At 67.2% G+C, this 9,035-nt stretch carries 6 protein-coding genes; 2 read left to right on the top strand and 4 right to left on the bottom strand.

Annotated elements, in window-relative coordinates; all coding sequences use genetic code 11:
* Positions 1 to 62 precede the first annotated feature (62 nt).
* The 3 genes from MJ777_RS02435 to MJ777_RS02445 all read right to left on the bottom strand — a co-directional run bounded on the left by MJ777_RS02435 (position 63) and on the right by MJ777_RS02445 (position 3,715).
* Positions 63 to 866: an SDR family NAD(P)-dependent oxidoreductase gene (locus MJ777_RS02435; RefSeq protein ID WP_239307861.1), complete on the bottom strand. Its 804-nt coding sequence runs from the start codon at positions 864 to 866 to the stop codon at positions 63 to 65.
* A 92-nt stretch (positions 867 to 958) separates the two neighbouring features.
* Positions 959 to 2,053 (bottom strand): ABC transporter substrate-binding protein, encoded by a 1,095-nt coding sequence (locus MJ777_RS02440; protein WP_239372842.1) that lies wholly within the window; start codon positions 2,051 to 2,053, stop codon positions 959 to 961.
* 459 nt (positions 2,054 to 2,512) lie between these two features.
* Entirely contained in the window at positions 2,513 to 3,715 is a 1,203-nt protein-coding gene (locus MJ777_RS02445; protein ID WP_239307863.1) for an amidohydrolase family protein, read from the bottom strand.
* Positions 3,716 to 4,062: 347 nt separating this feature from the next.
* On the opposite strand from MJ777_RS02445, the gene MJ777_RS22845 reads away from it, so the two are divergent.
* Positions 4,063 to 4,959: a TetR/AcrR family transcriptional regulator gene (locus MJ777_RS22845; protein ID WP_305039300.1), complete on the top strand. Its 897-nt coding sequence runs from the start codon at positions 4,063 to 4,065 to the stop codon at positions 4,957 to 4,959.
* An 84-nt stretch (positions 4,960 to 5,043) separates the two neighbouring features.
* Here the strand turns inward: MJ777_RS22845 and MJ777_RS02455 are convergent, their stop codons facing one another.
* Positions 5,044 to 6,150: an ecdysteroid 22-kinase family protein gene (locus tag MJ777_RS02455; RefSeq protein WP_239307864.1), complete on the bottom strand. Its 1,107-nt coding sequence runs from the start codon at positions 6,148 to 6,150 to the stop codon at positions 5,044 to 5,046.
* A 181-nt stretch (positions 6,151 to 6,331) separates the two neighbouring features.
* Here MJ777_RS02455 and MJ777_RS02460 point away from each other — a divergent pair.
* On the top strand, positions 6,332 to 9,035 hold a 2,704-nt coding region (locus tag MJ777_RS02460), incomplete at its 3' end, for an FtsK/SpoIIIE domain-containing protein (RefSeq protein WP_239372844.1).

Below are 9,035 nucleotides of genomic sequence, written 5' to 3' on the forward strand. Positions count from 1 at the left end.
TGAGGTGCGTGCCCCAGCCCCGCGACGCCGCGTCCCCTATTGCCGGTCGCTCTAAGCCGATATCAGGATGCGGCGACCAAACGACGTACAAGATCTGTATCGGCGGACCGGCGCAGAAGATACTCACGGACCTCTCCGGCCGCCGCGTGCACGACCCGCCCGGTGATGTCGCCGGCCTCGGGCGAGGCGAGCATCGTCACCACCCGGGACACGTGCTCAGGGGCGAGATCGAGCCCAGCCGAAAGACCGGCGTCGAGCGCTCCCGCCGACATCCGGGTACGGGCGCCCGGCGAGATCGCGTTGACCGTGATGCCGTACCGGGCACCCTCCTTCGCCGTCGCCATGGTCAGCCCCCAGATCGCCGCCTTGGCCGAGGAATAGGCGACCGTGTCGGACATCCGCATGTCCAGCGCGGCCTCGGAAATCGTGTTGATGATCCGGCCGAAGCCCTGGGCGCGCATGTGCCCGAACGCGGCTCTCGTCGTGCCGACGCTGCCTCTGACATGAACGGCGAACACCCGATCGAGGGCCTCCTCGGTCAGCGCCTCGACCCCCGAAGTGTCAACGATCCCGGCGTTGTTCACCAGGATGTCGATCCGCCCGAACACGTCTCGTGCCCGCTCCACCGCGACCGCGGCGCCAGCAAAGGTCGATATGTCGGACATATCCGCCAAAGCACGGCCGCCAGCGGCTGTGATCTCGGCAACCAGGCTGCTGGCAACCGGATCACCGCTGGTCAGACCATCGAGGCTCGCCCCGACGTCGTTGACGACCACCGCGGCGCCGGCAGCGGCCAGCAACCGCGCGTGCGCCGCACCCAGCCCTCGTCCCGCTCCGGTGATCAGAGCGACCCGTCCTGTCAACATGTTCTCATCGTCTCGACCTCGTGTGTGCCGCGCCTGGGCGCGAAGCCCTTTGATCCGGCCGGGCCACCGTTCGCGGCCCGGCCGGTGGTGCATCAGGATGGGTTGAACACGTTGATCGACTGCCCGTCGAACAGCGGGACGCGCCTGCCATCCCTGAGTTCCGAGAACCGCACATCGGTCGTGAAGATCCTGTTGTCCGGGGAGATGACCTGAACCGGCTTGGCGAAGTTCACCTTCGGTAGTGGTGAGTAGTCAATATCACCGGCGGTGTTGAGTGCCTGGGCCAGGCTCTCGCCATCAACCGTTGTGATCTTGGCTGCCAGCTCGGCTACCAGGTGGGTCGTCCCCCACATGATCAGGCCCTCGTCGGTCAGCTCGTTCGCGGACGTGCCATTGGCGACGGCCTCGTCGTGGAACTTCTTCACCGCGGGCACGTTGGTATCGGTCACCGCGGGGTTCTGAGCAACGAGGACCACACCGGTGGCGGCCGCGCCCAACCGATCGATCCCCTTCTGACTGACCTGGCTCGAGCCGTAGGCCACGGTCTCGTTGTTGCCGGACTGGCGCAGTGTCTGGGTCAGTCGCTCGAAGCCTGCGCCGCCGAGCACGACATCGACGCAGTCAGTGCCGCTGAGGTTGGCCGCGTAGGTCGTGTAGTCAGTGGCGGTCGGTGGTATGAAGACGTTCCTGGGAGGCGGCAGGTTGTACGGCTTGAGGCCCAGACCAATCAGCGAGGCGGAGTTACGGCCGGCCGCGAGGTCGACGATGGCCGCCGCGGGGGTCTTCTTGCCGAGCTTGCCGCAGGCGGTTCCACCGCCCGCGACCTCGATGACGCCAGAGATGAACGGGTACGAGTACGGGCTCTTCAGCTCGCTGGCGCTGTTCGGGATCTGACCGACCACGGGGATCTTCCCCTTCTCCAGGATCGGCATGTACCGGTCACCGTTCGCGGAAGTTCCGGTGACGAACAGGTACTTGCCGGCGACCGCCTGGTTCGCGCAGTCAGCGGCCTTGTTCGGGTCAAACTGATCGTCACAAACGGTAACCTGAAGCGGCCGGCCCTTGACGCCACCCGCCTTGTTGATCGCGGTGGTGGCGGCGTTCACAGCCGGCGGAATGTCGGTAAACGCCTCCGATGGCCCGGACAGCGCAGTGATGACCATCATCTTGATCGGCTCACCGGGCAACTGACTGCCTGTGCTCGCACTCGCCTCAGGCGTGTCCCTGGTCGAGCCGCCCCCGCATGCCGCCAACGCAAGTATGCCCACCAAACTTACGGCAATAAATAACTTTCCGCACACATTCCAATTCCTCCGGTGATTTAGATGATAAAAAGTGACTTTCTGTATTAAAAAATTAACCATGGAGTCACCATCAGGATGATTCCGCGCGGCCCGCCGCTGTCGCAGCCAGCCGGCGAAGTCGGACAACATCTCGGACAACATCTACGAGCTCGGGCCCCCTCACCCCTAAAAACCTTAAATGAACAATAATTTAGCTAAATGTGATCTCTTCGAAGGTAGCCGTCACGTCCAGCCGCCCACGCACACCCCAACCCCTTCCCCGACATGCCGAGGGCACCACAGCGCAGGGATGCCGCGCTGTGGTGCCCTGGCCCTGGCCCTGATGGTCGTCGGCGATGGCCGCTACCCGGCGAGAACCGGCGGGAGCTCGAGCATGCGGATGGCGTTCGTCCGTACTATCTTCTCGATATCAGCGGCAGGAATATCCCGCATTGCCTGTTCGGCGTAGCCACGGGTGTTCGGCCAGGTGGTGTCCTGGTGCGGGTAGTCACTTTCAAAAGTGATCTGGTCTACGCCGATGGCATGACGGCTGACAAGCCCGAAGTCATCCTCGAAAAAACACCCGTAAACCCGGCCGGCCACATAGCTGCTGGGCGCCTCCGTCATTTCTGGCGGCAGCCCGGACGCGGCATTACCCATACGCCAGACCCGGTCGGCGCGTTCGAACAGGTACGGCATCCACCCGATCTGGCTTTCCGAGAAAGCAATCTTCAGGGTGGGGAAACGTGCAAGTACGCCGGACAGCAGCCAGTCCGCCATCGCCATCTGGGAGTTCACCGCGGTGATTGCGATCCGTACGCTGGTCGGCGCGTCCGCCGAAGTGGTGAGGAACTGCGAGGACGAGCCGATATGCATGCATATCACGGTCGCGGTCTCCGCGCAGGCCCGCAGCAGCGGATCCCATCGCCGTTCGGCATCGTGCAGGCTTGGCAGGCCAAGCTTTGCCGGAAGTTCGCTGAAAGCGACAGCGCGCACACCACGAGCGGCGTTTCGACGCACCTCGGCCGCCGCGAGCTCGACGTCCCACAACGGGATCAGACAGAGCGGGATAAGCCGGCCGCCGCTGTCGCCGCACCACTCCTCGACCATCCAGTTGTTATAGGCGTGCACACACGCCAACGCGAGGTCCTTGTCCTTGGCTTCGTAGAAAGTCTGGCCGCAGAACCTGGGGAAGGTCGGGAAGCACAGGGACCGTTCGACATGATTCACATCCATATCAACCAGACGTGCCGCCGGCTCGTAGAATCCTGGCCGCATCTGGTCGTACCCCACCGGTTCCTTACCGATCTCCTCCGGTTTCAGGCCCGCGGACGCCATTCCCGCGACCACTGCGTACCGGAGGTCCTCGTACACCCACCAGTCGGTCTCCGGGCCGCTCGTGGCCATCCGGAACGGCCAGCCGTTTGCCGGGATCATCTCGTACGGCGCACGCACCACCCGTGGGCCCACCTCGCGGTACCTGCTGGGCAGCCAGTCCCGCCACAGGTGCGGCGGCTCAATCACGTGGTCGTCCACGGAAATGATGGCCGGAATGTCAGTTGTCATCGAACCTCCGCTGCAGTTTCATGGGTGGCCACCTCGTGACCAGTGCGGCCGGCCACCGGCCCGCTGGAAGATCAGGAACCGGTCGTGGGGCCAGCGGCCGACCAGGCCCGCGAGCGTGGCCCGGTCAGCCCCGCACCCCGCGCGGCAGCACCATCGAGGCCCCCATTCATGATCAACTCATGAGCCTAACGTACACATAACCGACAGCCCGACCGACCAACAGCTCCTGGACGGACGGAGGGTCAGCTGGCATCGAGAACTAAAGCAGTTGTGCCAGAAGATGAAAAGAGCTGGAACGGTCCGGACGGCCCGACGATGCCGGCGGCCGCCCACGTCAGACTGGAAGGGTGACCGTCTCGACCAGCACCGGCGACCGAGGCCGCAACGGGCGACGCGGCAGCTACGACCGCGGCAGGATCACCCGTGATGCCCTGATCGCGGCAGCTGAACGCCTGTTCGCGGAACGAGGGCTCGACGCGGTGTCGCTACGCGAGATTGCGGCCGCCGCTGGCAGCCACAACACCGGAGCGGCGCAGTACCACTTCGGTAACAAGGAGCGACTCCTCGAAGCAATCTTCGAACATCGCGCGACCGTGCTCAACGCACGCAGATCGGTACTACTCGCCCAGGCCGCCGGTGCCAGCGACGCGACCACGCGACCGGCCGGCACGGACGCGGAGCGCCGAGCCGAGATGGTCACGCAGGTGACGGCGCAGCCGACGGCCATGCTCCAGGCCACGGTCGGGGCCATCGTGCGGCCGTTGGCTGAGCTGGTTGGTCACGGCCAGTACGTCAGTTTCCTGGCCCGGCTGCAGGCCGACCATGCGCGCGACCATCGCATCCGCCGGCCGGACAACCTAACAGACACCACGTTTCGCCAGGCCCGGGACATGCTGTGGCACGCGCTTCCCGCCCTGCCGGAGCCGGTGTTCCGGCGACGCTTCAACCTTGCCATGCGGATGGCCATCGCCGCGCTTGCCGACTACGAACGAGCCCACCCCAACGAAGCGCACGCCAACGCCGCCGAGCGCCCCGCAACCGCGCCCGCCGACCACGGCCTAGCCGTCCCGCTCTCGGCCGAGAGGCTGGACGATCTGGTTACAGACCTGATCGAGGCCATGTCCGGGATGCTGGCAGCCCCGTCATCCCGGCTCGGCCAAGCCCCCGGCCCGGTCGACTCCCCCGCTCTGCCGGCCGACAGCACCGCCACGGACGCCACGGCCGACAGGCCCACCGGCCGCTGATCAGCTCAGCGATGCCCGGGACACCGCTGACGGCGTCCGTGGTCAGGCGGCCGTGGTCAGGCGTCCGTGGTCAGGCGTCCGTGGTCAGGCGACAGCGTCGAAGGACCCGAGGTCGGCGGCGGCCGTGACACACCGTCGCAGGTTGGCGCTGATCAGGGCTGGGCCGTGATGGGTGGGAGGTGTCATCACCCAGCCCACCACCACCCCCCAAACGATGTTCTGCCGGTACAGCAGCCAGGCGTCATCGGCACTGGGGGGCACGACACCGTGGCGACCGAGCTCGTCCAGATAGCCGGCGATGAGATCCCGCTCAAGGGCCCGCCGCCGCTCGGAGTCGAGTGCGGTCACGATCAGGTAGGAAACATCGTGCGCCCAGTTGCCAGCCTTACAGAACTGCCAGTCCAGCAGGCCGCCCCCCGTCGGCAGCAGATAGGTGTTGGCGACATGAGCATCGCCGTGCAGCAGGCACCGCGGTTCTTTCTCCATAAGATCTTCAAGCTTCCACAGCGCCGCCCAGAGCTCATCGTTCGGACGCCCCAGCGCAGCCACGATCTCGGCTTTCCAGTCGAGCTTCAGCTGCTTGTCGAAGATTCGTCGGCCGGTGCTTCGGAAGAACTCCGTGGTTTCCCCCGAGCCCGGTGTCTCCAGCCATGGGAAGGCCTGCTGAAGACCAGGACTTGACCAGTAGTGAGCGTGGACCTTGGCGAGCTCGGCGAGCAGTGCGGCGACCTGGTCAGAACTCAGCGATCCGAGCGCGTTGGGGTATGTCGCTCCCCGCAGCGAAAGATCCTCGATCAGCACCACGAACTGCCCGGTCTCCTCGTCGAGCTCACCGGCGAACAGCCGGGGTGCCTCCACGTCCAGTCGGGTGCGGACCTGCCGATAGAAGCCGATCTCGGTGCGGTACATGGCCGGCGCGGCCCGCGGCAGGCCCTGCTCATCCCCACTGACCAGCAGGGTCTTGAGAAACATCCGTGGCGGCAGCCCGGCGTCACGTCCCGGGGCGTACCGTAGCCCGAGCGTCAGGCGATCCGCGGTCGACGCCTTCTCTCCGGTAGCCGTGGCGACACCAACCCGGGCTGCCCCGATCAGATCAACCCCGTCGACCACGACCGTCGGATGGGCCTCACGCAGCAGAGCGGTCAGCATCGCGGGAGTGAGATCCTCGACCGACCTGGGTAAGTTTGCCATGCGCGATTCTGGCACAGATACCTCAGCGCAGGGCAATGCCGGACGCTCTTTGTCATCCTCATCAACGGTCGTCAGCGCTGTTGCGCTGCGCAAACCGGTCAGTGCCATGTCAATGATGATTTCCTGCTGTGATTATGCCTGTCAGTGGTGATGCCGGACGCGCTCGGGAGCGACGCAGAAAATGATCATCAGGCTGAGTGTGCACGACCCCGGTACGGATACCCGGTGTGACGTGGAGATTTCAGCCGATCCGGAGACGGGGGTCGGCTCCGTGCTCAACGCGCTGCCGATACCGGTGGGGAACCGCCTTTGCTTCGTCGGCGACCGACCACTCGACCCCGCTGGGAGCGTCGTCGACAGCCCGCTGGTGCACGGCGCGACGATCAGCGTCGGCGTGTCGGGCCCGCAGCCGCGGGCTGTTGCGCCCGGCATCGTCGGCGCGCTGCGGATACTCGACGGGCACGACGCCGGCCTAGTCGTCTGGCTCGATCAAGGATGCCATCTGGTGGGCCGGGACTCGCAGGCGCGGATCGTGCTCACCTGCAACGAGGTCTCCCGCCGGCACGCGGCGCTCACAGTGTGCCAGGACGCCACAGTGACGGTGGAAGATCTCGATTCGAGCAACGGCACCCTGGTCGATGACGGACCCATGGCCGGGCCTGCTCCCCTTGCGGCCGGCGCCATCCTCGAGATCGGTACCGACCGCATGGAGTGGGTGCCGTTGCCGCGTTCACCGCTGTCGACGACACGCAGCCGGGACGGTCACCTCGACTTCGACCGTGCCTTCGCGGCGACACCCGACATCAGGCGGGCCGAGGTGGAGCTGCCGGCGGCACCCGCTCGTCATACCGCCTCCCGAAGCGCTGTCTGGCTCCCCGCGCTGTTGCCGGTCGTGATCGGTGGAGTCCTTTTCCTGGCCATGCGTAACCCCGTCGTGTTGGCGATGTGCCTGCTCGGTCCTGTCAGCGTCATCGGCAACCAGGTGGTGGGCCGCAGGCAGCGCGCCGCCGACGACCGGCGCTTCGAAACGGAGAAAGCCCAGGCACTACGTACCATCGCGACGGCGGCGGCCACCGAGGAGAGCGCCCGCCGTGCGCAGGCACCCGACCAGCTCGATCTCACCCTCGCCGCGACCGGAGCCAGCCGCGGCGTGTGGCCGCGCAACGCCGACTCTCCCGACGGCCTGCGACTACGGGTGGGCACCACCGGCGAACCCGCGTCGATCGACCTGCGCGGCGAACGGTGGGACGGGTTCACCGAGCCGGCCCTGCGTGGCGTGCCGCTGACGGTTGACCTGCGCGCCGTGGGTGTACTCGGCGTCACCGGCCCGAGCGGCCCGGCGGATGCGCTGGCCCGGTGGCTGGTGCTTCAGCTCGGCGTGCTCCGCAGCCCTGACGACCTGCGGATCGTCCTGATCACATCAAGCAGCCGTGACCACCTGGCCTGGGCCACCTGGCTACCGCATGTCGCCACCGGTGACGCGGGCCCGGTGCCCTGCTGGGTCGGCAACACCGAGGCGACCCGGGCAAGCCGGATCGCCGAACTCCGGGATCTGATCACCATCCGGTCCGCCGAACGCCGTGGTGCGACCAATGTCCGCTTCGCCGAGGATGTCGTCGTCCTGCTCGACGGCGCGCTCGCGCTGCGCAACCTGCCGGGTATGAAGGCGATCCTGCGGGACGGACCGGAAGCGGGCGTGTACGTGATCGCCGTCGACCGGCACGGCATGAACGAGTGCCGCGCCGAATGCCAGGTCGACGACAGCGGTGCCGTCCGGCTCACTCACCGCCGTGGCGAGCGGGCCGCGGTCGGCCGCCAGGAGGGCATCGACCCCGGCGAGGCGGGCTGGCTCGCACGAGCCGTCGCACCGCTACGTGACCGGCTGTCGCTGGGCAACGCGGAGACAGCCATCCCGTACCCGGTGCGTTTTCTCGACCTTGTCGGCGTGGGGATGGCATCCGCGGACGACGTGCTCGCCCTGTGGGCGGACCAGCCGGGGCCGACCACCCGGGTGCTCCTCGGCGCGGATGGGGACGGGCCGGTCACCGTCGACCTCGCCGGACAGGGTCCGCACACGATGCTCGGTGGTGCCACCGGCGCCGGCAAGAGCATCCTGCTGCAGACGCTCGTCACGTCGCTGCTGCTGGCCAACACTCCCGACGAGCTGAACCTTGTCCTCGTCGACTTCAAGGGCGGCAGCGCGTTCCTCCCGTTCGAGCGCTGCCCGCATGTCGTCGCGCTCATCCGCTCCACCGGCGAGACGCCGGCGGACGTCTTCGACCAGGCCGCGGCCGACCGGGTCCTCGCCTCGGTACGGGCGGAGGTGAACCGCCGGGAGTCCCTGCTCGCCCGCTACGGCGGCGAGATCGACGAGTACTGGAAAGCTCTGCGCTCCGCGCCTGGGCTGCCCGCGCTCCCCCGCCTTGTGATGATCTTCGACGAGTTCGCGCGGGTGCTGGAGACGTCCCCGGACTTCCTGCGAGCACTGGTCAACGTCGCGGCCAAGGGCCGGTCGCTCGGCATGCACCTGGTGCTGGCCACCCAGTCGCTACAGGGCAAGCTGTCGGCCGAGCTGAAGAACAACATCGATCTTCGGATCACGCTACGGCAGAACGAACCGGCCGACAGCGTCGAGGTCCTGGGCGTACCGGATGCCGCGGCCATCCCCGGCCGGCTGCGTGGCCGCGGCATGATCCTGTGCACGAAGGACGAGACGCGGACCCCACGCCTGTTCCAATCCGGCTACCTGGGTGCCCCGCCACCCGTCGGCGGGGCACGCCCCGCCCGCATCCGGATCGTGGACTGGGCCGCGCTCGGCACCGCGCGGCCCGAGGAACCGACCGAGCGCGGCGGTGCGGCCACCGACCAGGCCCGCACCTGTCCGC

This window comes from Protofrankia sp. Cj5, assembly GCF_917627405.1.
In the GTDB taxonomy this organism is placed as follows: Bacteria; Actinomycetota; Actinomycetes; order Frankiales; family Frankiaceae; genus Protofrankia.